The following is a 23476-nucleotide window of genomic DNA, read 5'->3' on the forward strand; positions in this document are numbered from 1 at the left end:
GGCAGTCGGTCCTTTGTCGGTCGGGTCGTCGAGCTCAGCTAGATCGTCGCAAGGTTTGCGCGACCTTCGCCACCTGTCATCAGGGTCACAGTCGTCGGGGCGCAGTGCACGGTGGTCCCCACGAGCTCACGCTCCTCGGCAGCAGCAAGCAGCTCGGGCTCCATCGCCTTCGCGTACGTGCGGGCGCCCCCGTTCCCGTTCTCGATGTCGAGGATGAGCAAAGCCCACTCTGCGGCTTCTCGCCCATGGACCACCGAGTACGCCACGACGGTCGCCTTGCCGTCGTGCTCAGGCACGACCGGGCGGGCCGGGTGCGCTGCGGTGATCGCATCCTGGACACCCTTGTCCGGTGGCGTCACGGCACCCGGCGTCGAGGAGTACACGCCGTAGACGTGCTTCGTCATGAACATGCCCACACCGCTCACCATGCCGTACGAGCCCGGGTCATCACGCAGCCCCTCGGCCATCGCGCCGATCGAGTGGCCGAGATAGTTGCTCGCTGGCCCACCGTGGTACGGCAAGCCACCCGTCACGGTGAGCGGCCGAGGATCGGAGGCGGCCATGCCCAGCGCATCACGACCGAAGTGCACTGACGACGGGAAGCATGAATAGAGGTCGAGGTAGGCCACGTCGTCGGCCGCGATTCCGGCCACGCGCATCGCCTCGCCACTTGCCGCAGCCATCGCGGGTGAGCGCCACATGTCATCGTGCTCGGCCAGGAGCACGGGATCGTTTGCATAGCACCACCCGCGCAGGTAAACGCGCTTGTCGGGAGCGACTCCGAGCTCATCGGCCTTGGCATGCGTCGTGATGAGGAGCGCCGACGCCATGTCGACGTCCATCACCGAGACCATGTACTTCGTGTACGGGTACCCGACCATCCGGTTCTCGGGGCGTGCCTCGACGATCTCCGACACCGAGCGCGCCACCGGGTACCACGCGTGCGGACTCGCCGCCGCGATCTCGGTCATCGGCGCCATCATCTCGCCGATGCTGCGCCGGTAGTCATCGAGCGACTCACCAAGGTGCGCGCGCCGCGCGTTGTCGAACACCGCGAACGTGAGCCATGCCGGCGATGCCTCGTGCGCGATCTCGATCGGATCGGGTGGCCACTCCCACGGATACGCACCACGCTCGGCGGGCGGGAACGAGCACCGGTACTTCTCCCCCCGTTTGCGCGCGGCACGCTGCGTTGCCAGCGCCTCGGCGCCGGTCACGAGCGCAATGTCGAGCTCGCCTTTCAGCATCGCTTCGGCAGCCCAGTTCACGAGCACCTGAGGTGTCGTGCCACCGATGCCCGAGTAGAAGCGGTGGGAGGGCGACGCACCCACACGCTCGCACAGTCGCGCCACAGGATCGTCGTACTGCCAGGTCTGGCAGTACACGATCTGGACGCTTTGGAGGGCGTCGAGCGCGCTCGCGCCGGCACCACTGTCGTCCGCAGCAGCGCGCGCCATCTGCTCCCACATGTCGAGGGGCTCGGGCGCGCCGGCTTCGCCGACGTCCTTCGGGTGCCACGTGTGCCGGGCCACCCCGATGATGCAGGGCGAGCGGGGATCTGTTTCCGTCACCTCGATTGCTCCGCTCCCACTCCGCTACTTCCGCTTCGCTTCATCCGCTGCGTTCGCTACGCACTACTTCCCCTGCCAGTTCGGCTTGCGCTTCTCCGCGAACGCCTTGGGCCCTTCCTTGGCATCCTCAGTCTGGAAGATGTACGAGGAGATCTTCGACTCGTTCTTGTACGCGTCCTTCAGCGGCATGCCCAGGCCCTCCCACACCGCTTGCTTCGTGGCCCGTACGGCCAAGGGTGCGTTGGCGGTCATACGTCGGGCGTACTCGTACGCCTTGTCGAGCAGCTCCTCGCGCGGGACGATCGCGTTCAGGAAGCCCATCTCGTAGGCGCGTTGGGCCGGGATGAGATCGGCGCAGAGCAGGAACTCCATCGCCTGGGGGAACGGCACCTGCCGGGGCAGACGCACCGTGGTGCCACCGCCGGCGAACAGCCCGCGCTTGGGCTCCATCACCGCGAACTTCGCCTCGGGGCATGCAACCCGGATGTCGACGCCACCGAGCATCTCCATGCCGCCCGCGGTGCAGAACCCGTTGACCGCCGCGATGATCGGCTTCCAGATCTTGGCGCCCCGAAGCACCGCCTTCGTGCCGTCATCGAGGCGGTACCCGTCGATCTCCATCACGCCTTCGTTGGCGATCTGGCTCTGCATCTTGGTGATCTCGGGGATGTACTGCTTGAGATCGGCACCGGTGAAGAACGCGTCGCCGACGCCGGTGATGATCGCGACCCAAGCGTCGTCGTCGGCGTCGAAGCGCTCCCACGACTCCCGCAGCACCTTGAAGTGCTCCATGTCGGCCGAGTTCTTAGCCTCCGGCCGGTCGATGGTGATGAGGACGATGTGCTCGTCGTCCTTCTCATAGTGGATCGGCATCGTTCCCCTTGAGCGCCCTTGCCCGGCGGTGGAACCTGACACGATAGTCAGGGATCTCGGCAGCCCGCCGGGGCGCCGCGGGAGGGCGCTGATGCGCGAACACCAGTACTCGTTCGAGATGCCGCACAGCCCGCCCCGGATCTGGGCGCTCTTCCAGGACTATGACCGCTGGACCAACTACGCGCCGATGGTGAAGCGCGTCGATGTGCTCTGGTCCGGCGACGAGCACCACAACGGCCGACTTCGGCGCGTCATCTACAAGATGCCGTTCGGTCGAGAAGGCTCGGCGCTCGAGCTCGTCCAGGACGTGAAACCCGAGCGCGGCTACACGTACACGATGATCTCGAGGGACCCGGGCAACGACCAGACCGGGACGATCCTCCTCGAGGCGATCGGCAAGAACCAGACGAAGTTCTCGTTCACTGAGCGGTACCACCTCACCAAGGCGCCGTGGAAGTGGTTCGAGGGCTTCATCTACAAGTTCATCAACAAGCAGAACGAGGCGAGCATGCGCGCCGCGTCGAAGTACCTGAGCGACCACCCTGAGTTCCGCCCCGACTTGGTCGAGAAGTAGGTTCCGGGCCGTGGGCGACACGCACAAGGCATTGGTGACTGCGCCGTTTCGCGGGGAGGGGCTCGACACGTTGCACGGTCTGGCCGACGTGGTGCTCGATCCCTGGATCGACCAGGAGCCGCTGCGGATGTACAAGAGCGAGCAGCTGGCCGAGCGGATCGCGGCCGAGGGCGCCGACATCCTGATCGTGGAGTCGGACTCGGTGAAGGGCCCGGTGTTCGACCAGCCGCTGATCGCCATCGGCTCGTGCCGCGGTGACCCGAACAACGTCGACGTCGAGGCCGCGACAGCGAAGGGCATCCCCGTGTTGCGCGCGCCGGGTCGCAACGCCGACGCCGTCGCGGAGATGACGATCGCGCTGCTGCTCGCCGTGAACCGCGGCATCGTCCAGGGTGACCGCGACGTGCGGGAGAACCAGACGTACCGCAATGGCACGATCCCCTACCAGCGGTACCGCGCCTGGCAGCTCGCCGGGCGCACGGCCGGCATCGTGGGCCTCGGCGCGGTCGGGCGCGCGACGAAGTGGCGCTTCGAGGGCCTGGGCATGAAGGTGATCGCGTTCGACCCCTACAACCCCGATGCCACCCACTCGCTCGACGATCTCCTGGCCGAGGCCGACGTGGTGTCGATGCACGCGATGGTCACGCCCGAGTCCACTGGGATCATTGGTCCGGATCAATTCGCAAGCATGAAGAAGGGCTGCATCTACGTGAACTCCGCGCGCGCAATCTTGCACGACACCGATGCACTCGTGGCTGCGCTCCAGTCCGGGCACCTCGGGGGCGCGGGGCTCGACCACTTCATGGGGGAGCACCTCGAGCCCGACCACCCGCTGTGCTCGATGACCAACGTCGTGCTCACACCACACATCGGTGGGGCGACGTACGACACCGAAGCCAACCATTCGAAGCTCATCGCCGATGGCTTGGCCACGCTGCTGAGCGGCGGCAAGCCCGACAACATCGTGAATCCGGAGGTACTCAGTGGCTGACAAGTCCGCGCTTACCGCGCAAGAGACGAAGGAGCAGCTCCTCTGGGTTGCGAAGGAGATGCTCACGTCAAACCTGGTCCAGGGCACGGCCGGCAACTGCGCGGCACGCCTGCCCGACGGGAACGCGGTGCTCACGCCGTCGTCCCTCGACTACCTCGACATGACGCTCGACGACCTCGTGGTGTGCGACCTCGACGGCAATGTGCTCGAAGGCGAACGGAGCCCCACGACCGAGAAGGCGTTGCACCTCAGCGCGCTGCGACTCCACGACGAGATCAACGCGACGATGCACTGCCACGCCAAGTTCGCGACGATGTTCGCCCTCACCCGCAAGGCGATCCCCGCGTGCATCGAGGAGTTCGACGTGTTCGTGGGCGGCGACGTCGAGGTGGCCGACTACCGAACCACCGGCACCGACGAGCTGGCCGAGGAGATCGCCAAGCGCCTCGGCGAGAAGGCCGCGGTGCTCATGGCCAACCACGGGCTGTTCGCGGTGGGCAAGAACCCCAAGGACGTGCTGCACATCGCGCACTTGGTCGAGCGCACGGCCGAGATCATTTGGGGCGCGGAGCAGCTCGGCGAGCTTGTCCCGCTGCCCGACGAGGTCAACAAGCAGTTCGCGAGCTACTACCGCTACGGGCGCACCGGGAAGTTCTAGGACCCGGGGCCTTCACGCCCCGATCGCGGCCAAGAAGTCGTCGTGGAAGCCTTTGCTTCCCGCGGTCATGGCCTCGAGCTCGTAGTGGTCACCGGTCGATGACACGTCGATCGACACCTGGCTGGTGATCTTCTTCTGCTCGACCGAGAACTTCACGTCCTTGCGGTCCCACTCCCCGAGCTGCTCCTCGACCTTCCAGTTGTAACCCTTTTGTTTCGTGCGAAAGGCGTAGACCTTCCCGGCCGTCAACACGATGGCGGCGAGCTTAGTGTTCGTGAACACACCGGTCTTGGCGAGGCCGCCCGCCTTCTCGTTCACACCCTTGTTCTTGACCATCGCGGCGAGCGGGCTCAGCTTCGCAAGCCCGAACGAGCCCATCGTGCCCGCCGGCTGGAGCAGGCCGACCGCGGTCACCGGCTCCGTCACATGCGGCTGAAACGTGTCCTTCAGCTGCTGCACCCAATCTCGTCCCACGACACCCTCCTTCTCGAGCGATCCGTCGCCATCATGACGCCCGGCCCGCCGACCCGCTGACGGCGAAGCGGGGTCAGCGCTTGCGGAGGAGGGTGAGGCCGTCGCCCACGGCGATCATCGAGGTATCGACGCGGTCGTCGGCGGCCACCATGTCGTTGAAGGCCCGGATCGCCTTGGTATCGGCATCGGTGACCTTCGGGTCCGCGACGGCGCCCATCCACAGCACGTTGTCGACGAGGATCACACCGCCGGTGCGCAGCCGGGGGATGAGCTCCTCGTAGTAGCCCGCATACCCCTGCTTGTCGGCATCGATGAACGCCAGGTCGACCACCACGTCCTTCGGTAGCCCGCGGAGCGTCTCGATGGCAGGCGCGATCACCAGCTCGATCCGCTCAGCGACGCCGGCCCGCGCCCACGCGTCGCGTGCAATCGCGGTCCACTCCTCGCTGATGTCGCAACAGACCAGGTGACCTTCCGGGGGCAGGCCGTAGGCGATGGCCAGCGACGAGTAGCCGGTGAACGTACCGATCTCGACCGCGTACTTTGCCCCGATCGCGCGGGTGAGCAGCGTCATGAACGCGCCCTGCTCCGGTGCGATCTGCATCATCGACAGATCGGGAACCTTGGCGCGGGTCTCCTCGATCAGCCACTGCTGCACCTCGTCGGGCGGCGAGCTGTGCTCGACGATGTACTCGTGGATCGGCGGGGTCAGGAAGAAGGACTTGGGATCAGTCGCCATGGTCCGAAACCCTAGGTCGCGGGCACGAGAACCAGAGTGTCGAAATCAGACCTGCGCCGCGCGCGAGGAGCGTCGCCACGGCGGGTTGTCCTTGAAGCGCAGGATCGGACGCTCCAGGAGGTAGTAGCTCACGGTCGCGGTCACGAGGGTGAAGGCGAACGCGATCACGAGGGTGGAGACCACGGGCCCGCCAATCGGCTCGTCGTGCCCGAGGATGTCCTCACGCACGAACTCGATCCACGCCTTGTGCCACAAGTACACGCCGTACGACACGAGCCCCACGTAGGCGACGGGCGCCCACCTGAGGAACCGCCGAACCACTCCCTTGTCCTGATCGCCGAACACCGCAGGAAGGAGGAGGAAGAACGCGGTGAGGCCGTAGAGCGCTTGGCGCATGAAGTACTCGCCCTGCGTGAGCCCCTCGCCGAGCGAGCGCGGCAACCCCACACGAGTGCTGACCGCCCAGTACGTGAGTGCCGCGAGCGCCCACCAGAGCTCGGGGACGCGACCGACCCACTGGACGAGTCGAGGTGCGACCCCACGGTGGGCCACCCACGCGCTGGCGACCGCGAGGCCCATGCCCAGAGCGAACAGGTCGAAGTGGCTCGGGAGCCAGTACGCGGTGGCCAGCTCGCCGACTTGCCCGCGTGTCGGTTGTACACCGGCCGCGGTCTGCTGGACGGTGGTCTCGTTGACCCACCACGCGAGACGCCAGACGACGCACGTGACCACGAGGGCGACGAGTCCGACGATTTCGATATGCACGCGGTGTCGAAGCCAACGAGCTCCGAGCCGGCCGATCCCCCACGCGTACAACGGGAGGAACGCATAGAAGCTGAGCTCGGTGGCGAGGCTCCAAGCCTGGTCGATACCGCTGAAGAACCGGGTCGGGTCGTAGATCTGCGCGAACCCGAAGTACGCGAGGAAGTCACCGGGCGAGCTGAGCGTGCCGTCGCGAAACCCGAAGACAAGGTAGATGCCGATCAGCGCGGCCCAGTAGCCGGGAACGATCCTGAGGATGCGTCGCCACCAGAACCGATCCGCCGACATCGGTCGCTCTCCCGAGAGGTGCCGAGCGACGAACGGGCGGTAGAGCAAGAAACCCGAAATGAGGAAGAAGACTGAGACACCAGAGTCGCCGTGCGCGAAGTACGCACCGAAATGACCGTTGACGCCGTACCCGGTGGAGAACCCGACGTGATGGAAGACCACTGCCGTCGCGGCGATCGCCCGCAGTCCGTCGAAGCACGGGAAATGCGAGTGCTGGCTCTCACCTGGCTGCGCCGCGTCTGCCGGGTGGTCGGCAACCTCGGCGGGCATCAGCGCATCCTACGGAACGTACAACCGGAAGAACGCGAGCGCGGCGTACGTGACCAGCCCGCCGGCAGCGAGGGCATTCACCGATCGATCCACGTCGGCGCGCGTCGTGACCAGCGCCACCGCGATCGCGAACACGAACGTGCTGAATGCATAGCGCTCGAACGAGCTGATGTTGGAGGCCGTCATGCCCAGGACCAGCGTGACCGCGCCATACGCGGTGTACGAGGCCGGAAGGCGCCGGGCGAGCACCACGAGCAACCCGAGGAACAACGCCAGCCACAGGAGGTGCAACCCCGCGCCGAAACGATCGCCGTCGAGCAGGTCGCCCACCGAGTTGACTACGTGCGTGATGGGGTCGACGGCGCCGCCGCGCAGGTCGTGGCGACTCTGCACACTGAACGGCAGCAACGGGTCGTCGTACTCGATGCCGACCCAGGCGAGATAGATCGCGGTTCCGATCGCGGGTGACGCAACTGCTGCGAGTCGCGTTCCGCGTTCGCGCCTGCCGCACTCGCGCCAACCCCGCGCCGCTTCAATCGCCGCGGGAACCATCAGGACCAAGCCGACCGGGCGTGTGAGCCCGGCCGCGACGCCGAGCGCCGCAGCGGGGCCCCATCGGCCCGAGCGAAGCGCGAGGAACATGCCGACGGCGGCCACCATCATCAGCGGCTCCGCATACGACAACACGAACGACAACGCGGCTGGGAACACCGCGACGAACCATGCGGCTCGCACGGCCACCCGCGCGTCTCCGATCTCTCGGAGCACGAGCCTGTGCACGAGCGCACCGAGCACGAGCGCGGCAACGCTCACGATCACGACGAGGGCGACGCCGACGTGGTCGCCGAAGACGGCACCGAGCCAACGACCGAGCAACGGAAACAGCGGGAAGAACCGGAGTCCTTCCTTCGGGTACGCGGCATATCCGTGCTCGGCGAGGTCGCGGTACCAGCTCCCGTCGTAGATGAAGAGGCCGAGGTCCGGCGCACCGTCATGGCGCCGAGGGACGAGCCGATCGTCGAAGAACCGGCTGAGCCAGAGCGAACCGAGCACGAGCACCCGGGCCACCACCCAAGGCAGCGCCGCGGCGCGCAGGTCACGCCGGACGAAGTCGCTGTCCTTCACCCGCGCCCACGTGGTGCTCACTGTGCGGGGTACTCAGTGAGCGCGCGGACCTCCAACACCTCATCATCGGGGAAGACGTGGATGGTCCCCTCGCGGGCACGACTGAAGGCGCCGCCGATGGCCGTGCACTCTCGTTCCAAGTGGTTCAGCCCTGGCGACCAGACGAACCAGACCGTCTGATCCCCCGCGCGGTCCAAGACCTCGGCAACGAACTCGTCGGGATCGGCGCGCCGCACCCGCTCGAGGTAGTCGCTCCAGTTCACGAACTCCGGAGGAGCAACATCGGGGAACGTGACCTGCTCGAGACCCGGCACGCCGCGCAGCAGCCGACTGACGTCGGGTCCGAGCTGATCGGAGCAGTACGCGACCACATCGCCGGGTTGCGACTCGCGCTCGATGACGTCCGCCGCGAGTCCGGCTTGTGTCCGTTCGTACACGACGTTTCGCACACCACCCGCGATGCCCAGCACGGCGATCAGTGCCAAGACGGCGATCCGGACGCGTTGGTCCAGGAACGCCGTGACGCCGAACGCGGCGACCAGCGCCACGAGCGGGAAGATAATCGCCGCGTACCGCGGCGCGAACGTCGTGTCGGTGAGGTACGAGATGACGGAGCCGAGCAGCAGCACGCCGACCGCACTGGCCGCTTCCCATCGCACGGCGGGCCGCGTCCGGAGGTCGAGCTCGATGCGACGCGAGTCCAGCCCTCGACCGAACACGGCCAGCAACGGGAGCACGAGCAGGAGCAAGGCGAGCATGTACGCCTCGCCGTCTTTGTTGCTGCCGGCGTAGGCGATCAGCGTGCTCGGCACGACGACCCACGGGAACTGCGGGTCTCCCCACGGCGTACCCGTGCTCCCGATCTGGTCCAGGAAGACGGGGAGCCACGCCGCGAAGGCAACCGATCCCACGGCCACGGCACCAAACACACGCCACGCACGACGCCGTTCGGCCGGGTCGCCGACACGAAGCGCGCGCCAGAGCAACGCCGCACCGACGATCGCGACCAGGTAGAGGTCCCAATACTGGGTGAGCACGAGCCCGGCGGTGATCGCAGCGACGAGGGCGAGACGGGGCAACGTTGGCGCTTCGAGCGCGCGACGCAAGGCCAGATAGCCCCCAACCACGAAGAGCATCACCAGCGCGTACATCCGCGCCTCGGTGGCGTATCGGAACGCGTACGGCGACAACGCGATGACGAGGGCTGCGATCCACGCCACCGTCCGGCCACCGAGGCGATGCCCCGCGAACCAGGCGAGTGGCAGCGTGGCCAGCGACAAGATCCCTGAGAGCGCGCGCACGGCCACATCGCCGTCGCCGAAGCCCTCGACCCAGAAATGCAGCAGGAAGTAGTAAAGGGGCGGGTGGCCGTCGTGGCGCAGGGCGTCGGAGATCTCGCCGAGCGGGAGGCTCGCGATGTTGACCGACAGTGCTTCGTCGAACCAGAGGTCCGACCGAGTGACGAAGCGGAGTACGACCGACGCCACGACGGCCGCCCCGAGCGCGAGGGCGAGCAACGGTTGTCGGCGCATCGCTAGGACGTGACCCGAGGAGCGACTTCGGTCGCGAACCGCTCCAGGCTCTCGCTCTCCGGGAAGTCACGGAACCAGAGCACGAACTCGCGACAGCCCGCGTCGACGTAACCCTGCACCTTCTCCGCGACCTGCTCGACCGTCCCGACGAAGTTGTCGCGGACGTACACCTCCGGATCGTCTCGACCCCACAGACTGCCGCCGCCGGGCGCTTCGAGCCACGACGCCAGGTCGCGTTCGGAGTCGAAGAGCCGGCAGTCGGGGCCGTGCGTGCGAACGATCGAGTCGAAGTCGCGCCCCGCCCGCTCGCAGTGCTCGCTCAGCACCTTGGACTTGTGCACGAACTGGTCGAGCCCGACCTGCCAGTTGGTCTTGTCCGCATGCTGGGCGGCGATGCGCAGGGTGACGCGCTCTCCCCCGCCACCCACCCAGATCTCCGGAAGCTGCTGGAGCGGCTTCGGGTCGCAATAGGCGCCGTCGAAATGGAGATGGTCGCCGTTGAAGGTGACCGTCTCTTCGGTCCAGAGGCGCTTGATGCAGACGATGGTCTCTTCGAGCACCGCGAGGCGCTGCCCGGCCGACAGGAACGGGTAGCCGTACGCCGCGTACTCGCGCTCGTACCATCCCGCGCCGAGGCCGAGGATCAACCGCCCACCTGACACCACGTCGACGCCGGCCGCCTCCTTGGCCAGCAACCCCGCGTTCCGATATGACGAGCACGTCACCATCTGGCCCAAGCGGATGCGCTCCGTGTGCTGGGCCAGGGCAGCGAGCGTCGTGAACGCTTCGAAGACGTGGGTCGGCTCGCGGCGTGGCACCGTCTCGACGTGGTCATACACCCAGAGGTGGTCGTAACCCACGCGTTCGGCGATCTTCGACAACTCGACCGTGCGCGCCCACGACTCCGCGGCGCCCCACCCCGAGTACTCGAGCTTCCAACCCTGTGGCGCGAACGCGCCATAGGCGATCGTTGACGTCAAGCGGTGGTCTCCGCGGGGTAGTCGTCAGTCTTGAAGTCCCACCACTGGATCTCGACCATCATCGGGAGCAGGTAGCGGACGTAGATGCTCGTGATCGCCAGCATCTCGTAGTCGTCGACCTTCTTGTCGATGATCTCGACGCGGTCGTCACGCTTCTGATACCGCTTCGCTCGATCGAGCATCGCGTCGAGCTCTTCCTCGGTCTCGACCGACAGCCCGTAGTGGTCGAGTCGGGCGCACGTCATCGGCGGGTCGTCGGCGATGAGGAACACGAACTGCTCGTACGTGTAACAGGACAGCACGAGGCGGTACTTGTCTTGCGTGAGCGTCGGGAGCTCTTTCCACCCAAACACCTCGTCGTAGAAGTCGAGGATGAGCTTCCGGTGCTCCTCGTCGAGCAGATCGGCCGGCAAGCTCATGGCCACATGGTTGAAGCGCGGGCTCCGCGGCTTGGCCAGTGTCATCTCACCCTCCTACTTCCTGCTCCTACTTGTCTCGCCTGGGCACGATCATCACCTTGGCGGCGAGCTCGCCGTCGTGGAGTCCTGCAATCGCGCCGAGGATGTTGTCGAGCGGCACGTCGTCGGCTTCGATGAGCGTGTCACTCGGGAACGACCGGTTGGCGAGGAGCTCGAGCGCCCGGTCGAAGCCGTCGGCGTCGTAGATGAACGCGCCGGTGATCAGCAGCTCGTTGAGAAGGATGCGGTTGTTGTCGAAGCGCGGTCGGTGCATCCCGGCCCCGACGAGTACCAAAGTGCCACCGCGCTTCAGCTGTCCGAGCGCAGACTCCATGGCGCCCGCATGGCCCGAGCACTCGAGTGCCACGTCGAACGGCTCGGCGACGACGTCACCCGGAGACGGCGGCGTGGCGAGCTCGTCGGGAACGACAACGGTGGCCCCGAGTCGTTCCGCGAGCGCTCGGCGCTTCGGATGAGGCTCGCTCACCACGATGTCGGTGACGCCGCGTGCGCGCGCCGCGGCAACGCTCAGCGTGCCGATCGGTCCCGCGCCGGTAACGAGCACGCGCTGTCCGGCTTGCACGCCACCGCGCGTGAGCCCGTGCAGCGCGACGGCGAGCGGTTCGGCGAGTGCGGCCACACGGAGCGACATCCCTTCGGGTACGCGTTTGATCCCGGCCTCGCTCGCGACGACGTACTCGGCGAAGGCGCCGTCGTTGTGGCCGCTTCCGCCCGGCGAGTTGCGAGCCGCGCACAGCGACGGACGACCGGCGAGACATTGCTCGCACTTGCCGCACTTCGGTGTGGGGCCACCGACGGCCTTGTCGCCCACGCTCCACTGCGTGACCGCGTCGCCGACTGCCACCACGCGCCCTGACCACTCGTGACCCTCGACCGAACCCGGTTGCCCCCACCCTTCCACCACGAAATGCAGATCGCTGCCGCAGATCCCGCAGTGGCTGACCTCGAGCAGCACGTCGTGCGGCCCGATCTCGGGCACCGGCCGCTCTTCCACGTCCATCGCGCCCTTGCCGCGGTACACCGCCGCGCGCATGGAGGTGGGTGGCTTGACGGTCGTCATGCGCCGCAGAGCATAGAGCGGCGCACCTCAGGCATACCGGGGGTCGAGCCTGGTGTCGACGGTGTCGGCGTCACCGGCCAGTGCCCACAAGTAGTACATCGTGAAGCCGGGCGCGGCGACGACCGGGTGCCATCCCGTGGTGATTCGCTCGATGCTCCCGTCGCGGACGATCACCGGGCGATCCTCGCCATCGTCGTACCCGACGTGCACGCCGAACCCATGCTCCGGATCGAACCGGTAGAGGTACGCCTCTTCGTGCTCGTGGCGGTGCGGTGGCCAGCTCGACCATCCGCCCGGTGGGTTCAGCGTCTCACCGACGATCAACGGTCCTTCCGACACGTACGTGCGCACGCGCCGCGCCGTCGTGCCCTCGCCCCGCGCCTCGTCGGGAACCGTGGCGGGATCGATCGTGCGCGACTCGAGCCCTTGGTCCGTGGCGCGCCAGACGACCGTGGCCGACAGGTCGCCGGCGAGCGAGAAGCTGCTCTCGGGACCGACCACCGCCGACCAGCCAGGGCCTTCGAAGACGTCACCGCGGGCGCGCACATCGTCGGCGTGATCGCCGGTGACCAGCTGGCCTGCCCCGCCCTCGATCAGCACCCACGCGATCGCGCCCGACGTGCGGCCCTGCATCGGGCCACGGGTCCGGGTCACGCCGAGGCGAGCGCCCGGACCGGGTTCGAGCAACGCGTCAGCGTGGTCGGCCTCGAGCGTGAGCGACGGTGCCACGGCGCGGGAAGCGTACCGGTCCGCCCTCCGCTGCGATCCTCTCGGGAATTAGGGTTCTGCCCACAGGGACCGGGGGAAGCATGCGCAAGACCGTTGTCGTCGCAACCATCGTCGCCGTCGTAGCCATCGGGCTGCTCGCCGGCCCGGCCGGGGCCCGTCGGGCTGCAGGATCGGGTGGGTCGTCCGATGCCAGCGTTCGGATCGTGAACTTCAACGTCTTGCACGGGCTCTTCTGCGCCCCCGAGACCAAGGCGTGTCAGGCGTCGGACCGGATGGATCTCCTGGCGCAGCAACTCGAGGAGTCGGAGTGCCCCGAGGTCGTGGGTATGCAAGAGGTGAACATCACCATCGGCAAGGAGCTCGACCGGATTCGCAAGACGGTCTGTGACGGCAAGTACAAGATCGTCTTCGGCGGTCAGCCCAAGAGCAGCGACACCGAAAGGATCTTCACGACCCTGAAGGTCAAGAGCAAGAAGGTGCTCAAGCTCTTCGGGGGCTTCCGGACGGCGTCACGCATCGTGCTGTCCTCCCCCATCGGGACGATCGTCGTGGTGACCACCCACCAGGATGGGGACCCGGACGAGCCGTCGCTCACATGCCGAGTCTGCAAGCCGCCGTGCCAGACCGATCGTGGGGTGTACGACTGTCAGACCGACGCCGCGATCGCTCTCGCGAACTCGGCGGGTGGAGCCAACGCGATCCGCGTGCTCATGGGTGACTTCAATGTCGACGCCACATCCGCGCGCTACGCGTACATCATCGAGGATGGCTTCGTCGACACCCACTTCGAGGCCGGCAACGCCGAATGCGTCCCCGAGACCGGGGTCAACTGCACGAGTGGTCGCGATGACCAGAGCCTCGCCGCGCTCCAGGACCCGACCACGAGGGAGTCACACCGGATCGACTTCATCTTCGTGAAGTCGACGCCGAAGTGCGACGTCGTGGTGGACACCCCGGATGACGGCGACGGTGACGGGCTCGGTACCGGGCTGTTCTTCCCCGAGCCGACGGTGGACGGTCCGGGTGGCCTGGTGTGGGTGTCGGACCACACCGGCACGACCGCAGATCTGTCCTGCGGGTAGAGCGGGCAGAAGGAGCCAAACATGCCTGACCTCGTGATTCGTGGCGGCACCGTGATCGACGGCACCGGCGCGCCTGCGCAGCGCGCCGACGTCGCGATCGACGGCGACACCATCTCGGAGATCGGACACGGGCTCTCAGGAAAAAGAGAGATCGACGCCGGCGGCCATGTCGTCGCGCCGGGATTCATCGACATTCACACCCACTATGACGCGCAGGTGTTCTGGGATCCTGCGCTGACGCCGTCGTCGTGGCACGGCGTCACCAGCGTCGTGGCCGGCAACTGCGGCTTCTCGATCGCGCCGTGTCGCCCAGAGCACCGCGGGCTGATCGGTCGCACGCTCATGCACGTCGAGGACATGAGCCTGCCGACACTCGAAGCCGGCATCCCGTGGGACTTCGAGACGTTTCCCGAGTACCTCGATTCGGTGGAGCAGCACGGCTCGGTCCTCAACTTCACCGCGTACGTCGGACACACCGCCATCCGCCTCTACGTGATGGGCGACGACGGCTACGAACGCGATGCGACCGACGACGAGCTCGCGCGCATGGCCGACGTCGTACGCGAGGCGGTCGCCGCGGGCGCGGCGGGTGTGGCATCGAGCAGCGCGCAGACGCACAACGGCGACGGTGGCCGTCCGGTCCCGTCGCGGCTGGCCGGCTTCGCCGAGTACGAGGCGATCTACTCCCCGATGCGCGAGCTCGGTCGAGGTGTCGGTGCGGTCACCCCCGGCGAGCGCTTCACGCACCCCGAGGCGTACGCGCTGCAGCGGCGCGTCGGTCGACCGTTCACGTGGACCGCCCTGCTCACGATCAAGGGCTCGTCGTTCGCGTCGGACATGGCCGAGCTGAACACGAGGGAACGGGCTGCCGGCGCGGATGTGTGGCCTCAGATCACCTGTCGTCCGCTGACCTTCCAGATGACCATGGCCGACCCGTTCACGTTCAACATGGCGCCCGCGTTCAAGGAGCTGATGGACCGACCGGTCGACGAGCGCCTGGCGGCCTATCGAGACGCCGACTGGGTGGCGCGCGCACAGGCCGACCTCACCACGGGGCGCGTCTTCCGCCCGAGCTGGGATGCGCTGACGATCGCGGAGTCGCGTGACCCCGAGCTCGTGGGCCGCAGTGTGGCGTCACTCGCAGCCGAGCGGGAGATGGAACCGCTCGAGGCGATGGTCACTCTCGCCGCCGAGGAAGACCTCACCACGCGCTTCCGCAGCGTGCTCGCCAACAACGACGAGGACATGATCGAGCAGCTCCTCACGACCGACGGGATGCTGATCGGCTTGTCCGACGCGGGCGCCCACGTGAGCCAGCTGTGCGACGCGTGCCTGCCTACCGACCTCCTCGGCAACTGGGTTCGCGAGCGTGAGGTGCTGCCACTGGAACGTGCGGTGCACAAGCTCACCGGCGAGCCCGCCGGAGTGTTCGGCTTCGCCGACCGCGGCATCCTCCGTGAAGGCATGAAGGCCGACCTGGCCGTCTTCGATCCCGACACGGTCGCTCCGGGCGGGTTGCACCGAGTCCGCGACTTCCCCGCCGACGGAGAGCGGCTCGTCGCCGACGAGCCGCAAGGCATGCAGCATGTGCTCGTGAACGGGACGCCGATACGCGAGAACGGAGCACCCGTCAAGGAAACCGTCGCCGCGCGCCCAGGTCGCGTGCTCAACCGCTAGCCGAGCGGCCCCGCGTCAGTCGGCGACGGCGGTAATGCCGATGCAGACGTTCAAGTCGACGAGTGGCACGCGCAACGGGAAGAACCGACGGTGCACGATCCGGAACCGCTCGCGGAGCAGGTCGGTGATCTCTTTGGGCGAGTTGATGTGCTCCCGACGCACGAAGATCTCGTAGGGCAGCTTGTAACGCTTCTCGAACTCCCGTTGTGCGGTGAACCGCCTGCCGATCCCGTAGACGAAGCCGGGGTCGCACGGGATCACCACGCTGAGCCGGCCATCGGCGCGCAGCAGGCGCCGCAGCTCGTTGAGCGCCGTCGGGAGGTCAGGCAGGTGCTCCAGCACGTGCACCGCGACCGCTCGATCGAACGTCCCCGCGTCGAACGGCAGCTGCTGCTGGCAGTCCTCGACGATCGTCGTCACCGACGGGAACCGCGCTTGGATGCCGGCTGCCATCTCTGGGCGCATCTCGACGCACGTGTAGTCCTGGCGGGACAGGTCCTCGTACGCGAGCTGCTCGCCCAGGCCCGCGCCGATCTCGATCGTGCGGACCCGCCCCCCCAAGCCGGCCATCGACCGGAGCGGGTAACGATGGTTGAACCGCTCGATCATCTGGTAGCTCCCGGGCAGGTCCTCGTGCCATCGGCGGATCGCATCGTCGATCGTTGCTTGGTGCTCGGGATCGATCGGTGGCAGCTCCTTCGGCCACTTCGTGGTCATGGCTGCGGTTCCTTGTCGGTGAGCACGGGCGGGGGCGCCGCGGGTTCGGACCCCTGCTCCTTCTCGAGACGGCGTACACGCTCCTCGGTCAGCGCCAACGTCTCCGACACGGTTCGCAGCATCTCAGTGAGCCCCGATGCAGTGATCGACAGCTGCACCGAGATGAGCAGCAAGAGGAAGAGCGAGACCCCCAGCAGGAACTCGACCGGGCGCAAGCCGACCGAATCAGCGAGCGGCTCCGCCAATCCAGTGAGTGCGCCTGACGCTCCGATCGAGACGGCGACGAAGAACCACCCAAGCGCGTACCGGAGTGTGAGGAGCTGAAGTCGCGCCAGCACAACGATCATCAGCGCCAAGAGCAGACCGAGGAATCCGAGCAACAATTAGGAGCGCTCCAAGGGTGTCGCCGGACGATAGCGCGTGCCGATTCTCAAAACGACGACGACGAGCGCCCGTACGAGGAATGCGATTGAGGCGGCACCTCCCGCTGAACGCAGGCCACCTTGGCGCGCACGAATCGCGATGGGGGTCGATACGACTGTGTATCCAGCCCGCGCGCTCGCGACGAGTACCTCGAACGTGTCACCGAGATACTGCGTCGGGTAGTTACGAGCGAACTCGTTCAAGAGCGGGACCGACACGGCGCGGAAGCCTGACGTCGCGTCTCCGATCGGTCGGCCCGCGGCGCGACTCGCCACCCGCGCCAGGATGCGCATGACGATCCGGCGAGCGCGCGAGACGTCCATTCGCTGTTCGGCTTCGAATCGGTTGCCGACGACAAGGTGCGCGCGTTCGTCGTTCATCGCCTCTAAGAGGAGCTGGATGTCCGCTGGGTCGTGCTGCCCGTCCGCATCACATTGGACGGCGACCCGGTACCCGTGCTCCACGGCGTACCGGAAACCACACCGAAGTGCGGCGCCGACACCGAGGTTCACAGGGAGTCGAACGACGGTCGCCCCTGCTTCCTCAGCGACCTCTCTCGTCCCATCGGTCGAGCCATCGTCGACGAGCACGACAGACACGCCTTGCGCACGCACCGCATGAACGACGGCACCCGCGGTCTCCGCCTCGTTGAGCGCCGGGATGATCACCACGACGTCGTTCAGTTCCATCGTGGCCATCTCATTGTCTGTAGTAGCGCGCTCATGGAGTGTCAAGACCGCGACCTCGCGAGCGAACAGTCTCGACGATCACGTCCGTGAGTAGCAACACGACAGCGATCATGCCGACCACGTGGACGGCGTCGAAGCGCGACGGCCAGTCGAGTCCGGGGGGATAGCCGTAACGGCTCTGCTGCACGAAGACGTACAAGCCCGTCGCCGCGAGCGCCGCTGGCGCACCGATCGCGAGCAGCCAGCGCGTTCTTGGAACCAGCAACACCGCGAGTGCTGCCGCACCCGCAAGCGCGCCGACCCACGGCTCGACGAGGAGCCCGCTCAGCACCGCGACCATCACGGTCGTCGCAACGACACGCGACCGTGACGGCGTCGTGCCTGCTGCCACGAGCAGTGACGCCGCAGTGGGAGCAGCGTCGGCATCGACCGTCGGCGCACGCGATCGGCCGCGGAGAGCGAGGACCGCGCAGCCGAGCAACGTGAGCCCCGAGATCACGATGCCGACCCAGACCGTGCGCTGCGGGGCCCACGTGAAGTTGATCTCCAGGTTCCGCCGGGCGGGATCGATCCGCCATCCGTTCGCCATGCCGTCGACGAGCACGGGTTCCCCGAGATCGCGACCGTTGACCTCCGCGTGCCAGCCACGGTTCAGGCTCTGCCCGAGCACGAGCCAGAACGGGTTGTCGGCGCCGCGGACGCGTGCTTCGATCCGCGTCCGGCCGTTGTGCAGCACGTCGACCTGCGGGCTGGGCTCCCGCTTGGCCGCGACGACATCAATCAATGCGCCGCGACCGTCGAGCGCGTCACCGCCGCCCGCGGACGCGAGAACGAGCCCGTCGACATCGATCCCGGTCTCCGCGCCCGACGCCGCCCGCAGCTCGTGCTTGCCTTGCTTCAGCCGTAGACCCGATGGCGCACCACCCGTCGGGTTGCAGCGCTCGATCTGGAACGTCTGGTACGCCGAGCCGGCCTCGATCGCACCGACCAGGCGCACTGCGACCGGTGCGCCGTCGATCTCGAGCAGGTCGCTACGACAGGCTGTTGGCACTGCGCCGGGAAGCGACGCGCGCTGCACGCCGGGGAATCCGAGCTCCGCGACGGCGACGGGGAGGGCGGTCTCCAATCCTGAGTCGTAGTCGATGGTTTCGACGGCGCGAACCTCCTCGATGGCCACCCGCACGCGGTCACCGGTGAGCGCGGGGAAGGTCGCCCGCGCCTCAACCGTGCTGCCAACATTGTCCCCGTCCTTGATGGCGGGCACGTCAACCGTCCGCGTCTCGCCGCCGGCTTCGAGTCGCAGCCGGGTGGGAACCGAATGTCTTCCGTCCGCGACCAGCTCGAGTGCCAGCTCGTCGAATGTCACGGGGGTCGGGAGCTCGAGGTCGATCCACTCCCCCACCGGCGACACGTCGGCGTCAGTGATCCACGCCGTGGCCGCGTCGCCATCGATCGCCGACGACCCCCGGGCCAACGCCGTGGTCCGGAGGTGCCCAGACGCCCGCACGGTGACGCCCCCCGAGTCGGCGTCGGCAATGCCGAGCACACGGTCGAGCACGTCGTCGGGCGCCGCCGGCGAGAGTCGGGCAGTGCCAGCGACGCCGAAATCGCGAGCAGTCGGCACGAGGAATGAGCGCGCCAACCTCCCCTCTTCTTCGGTGACGTTCGGCGGGGAGAGCACCGAGCGCAGCCGCGTCATCTCGTAGAGAAGTGGGTTGCTGAGCATACGGGCCGCCGCCGTGCCCACCAGGTCCGTGGGCATCCGCACGACCTCATCGACGACTACGGCGTGTTCGGCCGACGATTCGTCGGCGAGGCGAATCTCGGCGAACCCGACGGCGCTGTCGTGCTGGTAGCGGTCGCGGTCGCCCACATTGTCAGCGAGCACGATCACCTCGAGCTGCGCGAACCGACGGGGCTCGAACGAGACGTCCTGACCATCGACGGTGCGCGACACCTCACCGAGGTCCACGGTGACGGGCTGCCCGACCGACCGGCCGTTCCCGTCACCGAAGCGCAGCTCGACACGCGTGAGGTACCGATCCCGACGGCCGGTCAGGGGCTGCACGAGGTTGACGTGGTCGGTCGTGATGGCCTCGCCAGGGCGGATGCTGATCCACTCACCTTGGACCGGCCCATAGGCACCGACCCTCCACGCCGTCCCCAGGTCGCTGTCGAGAGCGCGCGCGGGACGATCGGATGGCACGAACCTCGTGGCCGTCCCGTACGCGGACGCTGACACCTTTGCGCCACGCTGCTCCATCACGGTGAACGCGTCCTGCCCTGCGTCCGGGAACACGTCGAGCCGTTGGTCCTGGTCGTCCTCCACAATCTGCCGCTCGTTCGGGCGCTGCGTGTAGCCGAGGTCGTCGTGCTCCGACCAGTGCTGAGCCCGTGAGCGATTCGTGTCGGTCACGATCAGCACGGAGTCCGCATGCAGCGCCCGCACGAGGAGACGGCGGTCATGTGAGAACGACGCCGAGTAGCGCAACGCGGAAGAGTCAACCAAGAGGCCGGCCTGGGCGAGGTCGACCAGACCGTCGCCGTCACCCGAGACCAGCAACAGGCGCGAACCCGGCTCGGCACGCACGATCGGTCGTGTGCGCTCGACTCCGAACACCGCGACCGGAGGAGGTGACGGCACCGCGTCCGGGACGGCGAGCTCTCGGGCGTCGAGCTGGTCGAGCTCGAGCGGTGGCGCGAGCTTGTTTCCGAAGCGTTCCGGCGCGACGAGACCGTCGGGCGTCGGGCGGAACACCAGCCACGCCTCCCGCGGTCGCGCGAGGTCGTACTGATCGACCTGAACGTCGCTGCGAAGCACGACGTCACCCACGCTCATGAGCGCGGCGATCGGGGCAACGGAGTCGGGATCGAGCAATCCGCGCTGGATGCGCCGATCGAACGCCTCCAGCAGGTTGGCCGACGCGGCCGAGCCGTACGGGATCAGCTCGCGAGCCACATATGGTCGGTCCGTGAGCCCGGGCGTGATCGGCACGTTCGTGTCGCCCCAGCGGTACACCGCGGCATCCATCCCCGGTAGCTCGAGGATGCGGGTGTCGTGGCCCTCGCCATCGAGCGCGTTGATCGCATCGGTCCAGTACACCGGGATCTCATCGCGGCGCTGGACGTTCGCCCCGTAGACGTCACCCGTCCAGAAGAGAGGAAGGTTGACCGCGGCCAGAACGGCGAGGACCGCGCACACGGCAAACGCCATCCGAGGACGATGACGCTGCGCAAGTCGCTCAGAGAGCACGTTCGCGCCAACGCCGAGGAGCACCGCCACTCCGAGTACCAAGAGCGGCACCGCGCGCCCGACGCTGCGCAAACCGAGACCCACCGTGGATCCCTCGCCGAACTTCTTCACCACCGCGCCGAACGGCGACGGGTCGTCGTACGGGTGCGTACCGACGGCGATTGCCACCCCGACGACGATCAATGCGACGAAGTAGGCGCGGTGCTTCCACCGGACGAATGCCGCGGACAGCATCGCCAGCACCGGGACCGTGTAGCCCGTGACCACCAGCCAACGACGCGAGTAGTCGACCGACGCCTCGGTCCACGGTCCAAGGCGGTCGCCACCGTAGAAGAGCCAATAGCCGAGGCCGCGCAGGACCTCGCCCGAGTGGCCTGCGACTGCTACCGCCTCGATCGACTCCGAGTACCGAAGAACATCGAGGCCGTACGCGCCTTGCACGATGAGGCCAGCGACCCACCACGCCGATGCAAGGACGGTGAGCAACGCGATTCGGGCGCACGTACGGAGCGCCTGACGAGCCGACACTTCTCCACTCACCCAGATCGCATGCGCGACCCAGAGCAGCGGCGCGAGGCCAACGAAGAACAGTGACGGAGGGTTCACGCTGCCGGCGAGCTGCACCACGATCGCGAAGGCAGCCGGATAGCGCCATCCACCGTCGCGCAACGCTCGAGCGATCAGCGCGATCAACCACGGTGCTGCGCTCCACGCCACGAGGATGATGGAGATCCGCGACGCGTACTGGAGGAAGTACGGGCTGAACATGTATACGAGCGCAGCAACCACCGCGCCGGGACCCGAGATTTTGAGCGTACGGAGCAGGTAGAGCACGCCGAGTCCGGCGGCGAAGATGATCGATCCGAGCCAGAGCCGCTGCGCCGCCCAGACCGGAACACCCAACTGATCAAACAGCCAATAGAAAGGACCGGCCGGGAACAGGTAGCCGATGTCCTGATGGGTGAGGGAGCCTTGGTGGACGTTGGGGCTCCACAGATACGGAGCGCGTGACAAGAGCCGACCCGGATCCAGGTACAGATACTGCTTCGTGTCGGTGACGGCACGCCCGGACGCGCTCAGGAGCAGCGGGACGTACGAGAGCGCGGCGAGGAGCGCGTATCCGAGAACGCGTTGCCGGCGTGACGTGGCGGCCGGCGAAGCTCCGCGACCGATTGCCGGCGCGGGCGTGCGACTCAACGCCGCGACTGGAGCTCGCGGCGACGGATGGCGTCAGTAGCCAGCACGTCGAACATGTCGAGCGCCGATCTCTCCCAGGTCAGGTCCGAGGCACGCCCCAGGGCTGCCTTGGAGAGGCGGATGCGCAGCTCTTTGTCGCGCACCAGCCGATCGAGGCACTCGACCATCTCCGCGGGGTCCGACGCGAGCATCCCCGTCCGGCCGTCCTCGATCGCGTCGAGATGTCCGACGATCCGCGTCGCAACGGCGGTGGTCCCGCAGGCTGCTGCTTCGCTGATCGTGAGACCCCAACCCTCACGTGCAGAGGCGCTCGCGACGGCCCACGCGCGGCGGTACAGATCCACGACCTCCTCGTCGCTGATGCGACCCGGAAGTCGGATCCAATTCTCGGCGTACACGGCGTGGATGCACTCCTCGAGGTGGTCGCGCTCGTACCCTTCACCCGCGATCACGACCTCGAGTTCGGGATGGAGACGCTTCAAGCGCACCACCACGTCGATCAGCACGTGGAACTGCTTCACGGGAACAAGACGGCCGACCGCGGCGATCAACGGCGTCGGTGACTTCTCACCTCCCGGCTTGAACCGGGGATCGATGCCCGGTTGCACGACCGTCACCATCGCGGGTGAGAAGCCCATCACCTCGACCATCTCGTGCTTGCTCGATTCAGACGGTGTGACGATGGGCGTGCGTCGATACAACGGCGGAGCGAGCTTCGACTCGATGAAGTTCCCGAGTGCCGCCAAGCGTGGTGGGAGCGTCATCCGCCACATCTCCCCGTGCACGTGATGCACCATGGTGATACGCGGGTTACGTGACCAAACGGGGGAGAAGAAGGGCATGCCGTTCCAATGCTCAACGAGCCCGTGCGCGGGATCACGCGGCGCGACCATCTCGCTGAGCGCGACGCGGGGGAACACGAGATAGCGCCCTCCCTTGCGAACCACCCGGTAGCCGTCCCGCCAGGCGAACGCGGGGTGATTGACCGCGAACGACGAGCGCATCGTGACCTCGAGCCCGGCCTCCGCCCAGTACTTCGCGGTCATCGCCGCGGAGACCTCCGAACCCCCGGCTTCTGGGTCGTCGAGGTCGCGCCACGCGAGGATCGTCACCCGCCGCAGGCCGGCTTCGGCCGCGAGATCCTTCATCTCCGAGATCGTGGCGTCGTGGTTGGTCATGTCGGCGTTCACGGGTGGGGCGGTACACGGCAACCCGGTCATGCGTAGGGACCCCACGCTCCCGGAGGCGCCACTCTACCCGACGAGTTGCGATCGAAGCCGCGCCCGCGTGAGCGCTGGTTTGATGATGCGAGCGCGATCGCTCCACAATGACC

Annotated in this window: 21 protein-coding genes; 5 read left to right on the forward strand and 16 right to left on the reverse strand. The window is 67.3% G+C overall.

What is annotated here, in order from left to right:
* Positions 1 to 38 precede the first annotated feature (38 nt).
* Both WEE69_04270 and WEE69_04275 read right to left on the reverse strand, forming a co-directional pair.
* Positions 39 to 1571, reverse strand: a complete 1533-nt coding sequence (locus WEE69_04270; GenBank protein MEX1144505.1) for an acetyl-CoA synthetase — start codon at positions 1569 to 1571, stop codon at positions 39 to 41.
* Positions 1572 to 1634: 63 nt separating this feature from the next.
* Positions 1635 to 2444: an enoyl-CoA hydratase-related protein gene (locus WEE69_04275; GenBank protein ID MEX1144506.1), complete on the reverse strand. Its 810-nt coding sequence runs from the start codon at positions 2442 to 2444 to the stop codon at positions 1635 to 1637.
* A gap of 91 nt (positions 2445 to 2535) precedes the next feature.
* Here WEE69_04275 and WEE69_04280 point away from each other — a divergent pair, with 91 nt between their 5' ends.
* Genes WEE69_04280 through WEE69_04290 form a run of 3 tightly spaced genes read left to right on the forward strand, consistent with a single transcriptional unit; the run spans position 2536 to position 4667 of the window.
* The gene (locus WEE69_04280) at positions 2536 to 3018 is read left to right on the forward strand and encodes an SRPBCC family protein (protein ID MEX1144507.1); all 483 of its coding nucleotides are present in this window, start codon (positions 2536 to 2538) and stop codon (positions 3016 to 3018) included.
* Positions 3019 to 3028: 10 nt separating this feature from the next.
* Positions 3029 to 4009 (forward strand): NAD(P)-dependent oxidoreductase, encoded by a 981-nt coding sequence (locus WEE69_04285; GenBank protein ID MEX1144508.1) that lies wholly within the window; start codon positions 3029 to 3031, stop codon positions 4007 to 4009.
* Entirely contained in the window at positions 4002 to 4667 is a 666-nt protein-coding gene (locus WEE69_04290; protein ID MEX1144509.1) for a class II aldolase/adducin family protein, read from the forward strand. Before WEE69_04285 ends, WEE69_04290 begins: the two co-directional genes overlap by 8 nt.
* Positions 4668 to 4679: 12 nt before the next feature.
* Here the strand turns inward: WEE69_04290 and WEE69_04295 are convergent, their stop codons facing one another.
* The 9 genes from WEE69_04295 to WEE69_04335 all read right to left on the reverse strand — a co-directional run bounded on the left by WEE69_04295 (position 4680) and on the right by WEE69_04335 (position 13105).
* Positions 4680 to 5141, reverse strand: a complete 462-nt coding sequence (locus WEE69_04295; protein MEX1144510.1) for a hypothetical protein — start codon at positions 5139 to 5141, stop codon at positions 4680 to 4682.
* A 73-nt stretch (positions 5142 to 5214) separates the two neighbouring features.
* Positions 5215 to 5880, reverse strand: a complete 666-nt coding sequence (locus WEE69_04300) for a class I SAM-dependent methyltransferase (GenBank protein ID MEX1144511.1) — start codon at positions 5878 to 5880, stop codon at positions 5215 to 5217.
* A 45-nt stretch (positions 5881 to 5925) separates the two neighbouring features.
* Entirely contained in the window at positions 5926 to 7200 is a 1275-nt protein-coding gene (locus WEE69_04305; GenBank protein ID MEX1144512.1) for an acyltransferase, read from the reverse strand.
* A 9-nt stretch (positions 7201 to 7209) separates the two neighbouring features.
* A complete protein-coding gene (locus WEE69_04310) occupies positions 7210 to 8346 on the reverse strand; it encodes a hypothetical protein (protein MEX1144513.1) in 1137 nt (378 codons plus the stop codon).
* Positions 8343 to 9857, reverse strand: a complete 1515-nt coding sequence (locus tag WEE69_04315) for a glycosyltransferase family 39 protein (protein ID MEX1144514.1) — start codon at positions 9855 to 9857, stop codon at positions 8343 to 8345. Before WEE69_04315 ends, WEE69_04310 begins: the two co-directional genes overlap by 4 nt.
* A 2-nt stretch (positions 9858 to 9859) precedes the next feature.
* Positions 9860 to 10837: a TIGR03560 family F420-dependent LLM class oxidoreductase gene (locus WEE69_04320; GenBank protein ID MEX1144515.1), complete on the reverse strand. Its 978-nt coding sequence runs from the start codon at positions 10835 to 10837 to the stop codon at positions 9860 to 9862.
* The gene (locus WEE69_04325) at positions 10834 to 11301 is read right to left on the reverse strand and encodes a hypothetical protein (protein MEX1144516.1); all 468 of its coding nucleotides are present in this window, start codon (positions 11299 to 11301) and stop codon (positions 10834 to 10836) included. The genes WEE69_04320 and WEE69_04325 overlap by 4 nt, the downstream gene beginning before the upstream one ends.
* Before the next feature lie 22 nt (positions 11302 to 11323).
* Positions 11324 to 12376: an alcohol dehydrogenase catalytic domain-containing protein gene (locus WEE69_04330; protein ID MEX1144517.1), complete on the reverse strand. Its 1053-nt coding sequence runs from the start codon at positions 12374 to 12376 to the stop codon at positions 11324 to 11326.
* Between the two features lie 27 nt (positions 12377 to 12403).
* Positions 12404 to 13105, reverse strand: a complete 702-nt coding sequence (locus tag WEE69_04335; protein ID MEX1144518.1) for a 5-deoxy-glucuronate isomerase — start codon at positions 13103 to 13105, stop codon at positions 12404 to 12406.
* Between the two features lie 80 nt (positions 13106 to 13185).
* On the opposite strand from WEE69_04335, the gene WEE69_04340 reads away from it, so the two are divergent.
* A complete protein-coding gene (locus WEE69_04340; GenBank protein ID MEX1144519.1) occupies positions 13186 to 14187 on the forward strand; it encodes an endonuclease/exonuclease/phosphatase family protein in 1002 nt (333 codons plus the stop codon).
* Positions 14188 to 14208: 21 nt separating this feature from the next.
* The gene (locus WEE69_04345; GenBank protein MEX1144520.1) at positions 14209 to 15864 is read left to right on the forward strand and encodes an amidohydrolase family protein; all 1656 of its coding nucleotides are present in this window, start codon (positions 14209 to 14211) and stop codon (positions 15862 to 15864) included.
* A 15-nt stretch (positions 15865 to 15879) separates the two neighbouring features.
* Here the strand turns inward: WEE69_04345 and WEE69_04350 are convergent, their stop codons facing one another.
* Genes WEE69_04350 through WEE69_04370 form a run of 5 tightly spaced genes read right to left on the reverse strand, consistent with a single transcriptional unit; the run spans position 15880 to position 23333 of the window.
* A complete protein-coding gene (locus tag WEE69_04350) occupies positions 15880 to 16581 on the reverse strand; it encodes a class I SAM-dependent methyltransferase (GenBank protein ID MEX1144521.1) in 702 nt (233 codons plus the stop codon).
* Positions 16578 to 16964, reverse strand: a complete 387-nt coding sequence (locus WEE69_04355; protein MEX1144522.1) for a DUF2304 family protein — start codon at positions 16962 to 16964, stop codon at positions 16578 to 16580. The genes WEE69_04350 and WEE69_04355 overlap by 4 nt, the downstream gene beginning before the upstream one ends.
* Entirely contained in the window at positions 16965 to 17702 is a 738-nt protein-coding gene (locus tag WEE69_04360) for a glycosyltransferase family 2 protein (protein MEX1144523.1), read from the reverse strand.
* Positions 17703 to 17724: 22 nt separating this feature from the next.
* Positions 17725 to 22143, reverse strand: a complete 4419-nt coding sequence (locus tag WEE69_04365) for an alpha-(1->3)-arabinofuranosyltransferase family protein (GenBank protein MEX1144524.1) — start codon at positions 22141 to 22143, stop codon at positions 17725 to 17727.
* Positions 22140 to 23333, reverse strand: coding sequence for a glycosyltransferase family 4 protein (locus tag WEE69_04370; protein MEX1144525.1), 1194 nt, complete (start codon positions 23331 to 23333; stop codon positions 22140 to 22142). Before WEE69_04370 ends, WEE69_04365 begins: the two co-directional genes overlap by 4 nt.
* Positions 23334 to 23476 lie beyond the last annotated feature (143 nt).

Source organism: Acidimicrobiia bacterium, assembly GCA_040881685.1.
Lineage (GTDB): Bacteria > Actinomycetota > Acidimicrobiia > IMCC26256 > PALSA-555 > SHVJ01.

What these genes read in the sequence shown, in the direction of transcription:
- WEE69_04275 (MEX1144506.1), bottom strand. Translation starts at nt 2,444, where the DNA reads ATGCCGATCCACTATGAGAAGGACGACGAGCACATCGTCCTCATCACC.
- WEE69_04280 (MEX1144507.1), top strand. Translation starts at nt 2,536, where the DNA reads ATGCGCGAACACCAGTACTCGTTCGAGATGCCGCACAGCCCGCCCCGG.
- WEE69_04300 (MEX1144511.1), bottom strand. Translation starts at nt 5,880, where the DNA reads ATGGCGACTGATCCCAAGTCCTTCTTCCTGACCCCGCCGATCCACGAG.
- WEE69_04305 (MEX1144512.1), bottom strand. Translation starts at nt 7,200, where the DNA reads ATGCCCGCCGAGGTTGCCGACCACCCGGCAGACGCGGCGCAGCCAGGT.
- WEE69_04315 (MEX1144514.1), bottom strand. Translation starts at nt 9,857, where the DNA reads ATGCGCCGACAACCGTTGCTCGCCCTCGCGCTCGGGGCGGCCGTCGTG.
- WEE69_04325 (MEX1144516.1), bottom strand. Translation starts at nt 11,301, where the DNA reads ATGACACTGGCCAAGCCGCGGAGCCCGCGCTTCAACCATGTGGCCATG.
- WEE69_04330 (MEX1144517.1), bottom strand. Translation starts at nt 12,376, where the DNA reads ATGACGACCGTCAAGCCACCCACCTCCATGCGCGCGGCGGTGTACCGC.
- WEE69_04340 (MEX1144519.1), top strand. Translation starts at nt 13,186, where the DNA reads ATGCGCAAGACCGTTGTCGTCGCAACCATCGTCGCCGTCGTAGCCATC.
- WEE69_04345 (MEX1144520.1), top strand. Translation starts at nt 14,209, where the DNA reads ATGCCTGACCTCGTGATTCGTGGCGGCACCGTGATCGACGGCACCGGC.
- WEE69_04350 (MEX1144521.1), bottom strand. Translation starts at nt 16,581, where the DNA reads ATGACCACGAAGTGGCCGAAGGAGCTGCCACCGATCGATCCCGAGCAC.
- WEE69_04360 (MEX1144523.1), bottom strand. Translation starts at nt 17,702, where the DNA reads ATGGCCACGATGGAACTGAACGACGTCGTGGTGATCATCCCGGCGCTC.